This window comes from Flavobacterium glycogeni, from assembly GCF_048286775.1.
Lineage (GTDB): Bacteria > Bacteroidota > Bacteroidia > Flavobacteriales > Flavobacteriaceae > Flavobacterium.
This window is the reverse complement of record NZ_JBLVPV010000064.1, coordinates 1-1,719: the sequence shown is the minus strand read 5'-3', so window position 1 is coordinate 1,719 and position 1,719 is coordinate 1. Positions and strand designations below refer to the sequence as shown.

At 40.7% G+C, this 1,719-nt stretch carries 1 protein-coding gene; it reads right to left on the bottom strand.

Features of this window, described 5'->3' with window-relative positions:
• Positions 1–94: 94 nt before the first annotated feature.
• Positions 95–1,597: an IS1182 family transposase gene (locus ACNQGX_RS18280; RefSeq protein WP_417978735.1), complete on the bottom strand. Its 1,503-nt coding sequence runs from the start codon at positions 1,595–1,597 to the stop codon at positions 95–97.
• Between the last annotated feature and the right edge of the window lie 122 nt (positions 1,598–1,719).

Here is a 1,719-nt window from a genome sequence, read left to right as displayed (position 1 = left end):
ACGTCAGGCTGTGAAAAAACCTCTTTTTTTTCTCAAAATCTTCAAATTTCACAATCCTACAATTCAAATAAGGCCTTTTGAGAAGGCTCTTTTTTTAGGCTGCAAATTTCATTGGATAAAAATCGTACGTTGTATTTAGCTTTAAATAACTCGTTTTTAGCAAAAACAAGACTTTTGCCTTGTAGGGTGAGTTCCATTTTTGGAGTTTCGCAATCAGATCAGGAACGCCGAGTATATTGATACTGCGTTTGATGTTATAGACCAACATAATCAAGCTGTGTTCGCCATTTACTTTTTCCAATCCCGTTAAATTGGTGTGGTTGTAGCCCCATTGCCGTTTGATAGTGCCAAAAATGTGCTCATTGATTTCCTGCCGTTTTCGGTAGAGTTGTGCATTTGCTTGGTAGCGCTTGTTGTTTTCTTCTACGGCATCGGTATATTGACTGCGATCTATGTCTCTGCCTGCTGTCCGGCTCGTGCATAAATCTTTGACAGGGCATTCTCTGCATTTTGGAGTTCGGTATCTCTTGAACTCATAACTGTCTCTGTCCGTGGTTTTCTTGTGCCAGGTGCCGGTGGTTTTAAGCGTTTCTCCCTGCGGACAGGTGTAGGTGTCGGTAGTTTTGTCGTACTGGAACTTGGTCACCAAATAATCAGGCAGGGTGTTTTCTTTATTTTTTCCTTGTTCTGGTTGTGCCACAATTGTAGTGATGTTGGCTTGTTTGCAAACTTCTATTTGTTTGCCATTATGGTAGCCTTTGTCCACCAAGGCAGTGTAGGTCTCTATTCCTAAATTTTCCTTGGCTTCGATAGCAATTGCTGACAAGGCACTGCGGTCGTTCTTGTTGATGGTGTGCGTGGCCACCACGAGATTGTGTTTGGCATCTACAGCCGCCTGTATATTGAATGAAATTTCAACCACTTGTCCTTGCACCAATAAGGCTCTGGCATCACTATCGGTAGTACTTATTTGCGGTTCGCCGCTTGCTTTTAGTTTTTCTTCCAGCAAATCATAACGAAGTTTGTTTTGTTGTAAGCGTTCTATCTTTTGCAGGATATTTTGGATCTTAGGCTGATTTTCTTTGGTGTCATTCGCTTCCAAAGCATCGAGGTATTCTTGAGTTTTGGTTTCGATGTATTCCAGATGTCTGTCAATTTTCTTTTGATTAAAATTGGCTTTCTTGCTATTGTGCGCTCGGCTTTTGGTGCCGTCAATGGCAATGGTTTCACCCCCAATCAAATCGGCATCTTTCAAGAACGATACAAAGAGCTTAAAGGTGTTCTTCAAGGCAACGGGATTGTTTTTTCTGAAATCCGAGATGCTGTGATAATTAGGACGAATAGCTTCTAATAGCCACTGCATTTCTATGTTTCTGAAGGTTTCTCTTTCCAATATTCGCGAGCTTCTTAATCCGTTGAGATAGCCGTATAGATAGATTTTCAGAAACACTTGGCTGTTATAACTCGGGCGGCCTTCTTTTTTGAGGGTTTGAACTGAAAAACCAAGTTTGGCAAGGTCTACGAAAGTTACAAATGCGTCAATAAATCGTACTTGATTATCTGGCGCAATAGCGTCTTCTAAACATGAAATACGCATCTGATGGCGGGAAATTCCTAGGATATGTTGCATTCTTAAAAATACGAAAAATCCTGTTTTAACAGCAGTATTTTGCTATATTTGTTCGTAATCAAACGGAAGTTTTTTCACAGACTGACGTT

Excerpts from the sequence above, each read along its gene's own strand:
- ACNQGX_RS18280 (WP_417978735.1), bottom strand. The coding sequence starts at position 1,597 with ATGCGTATTTCATGTTTAGAAGACGCTATTGCGCCAGATAATCAAGTA.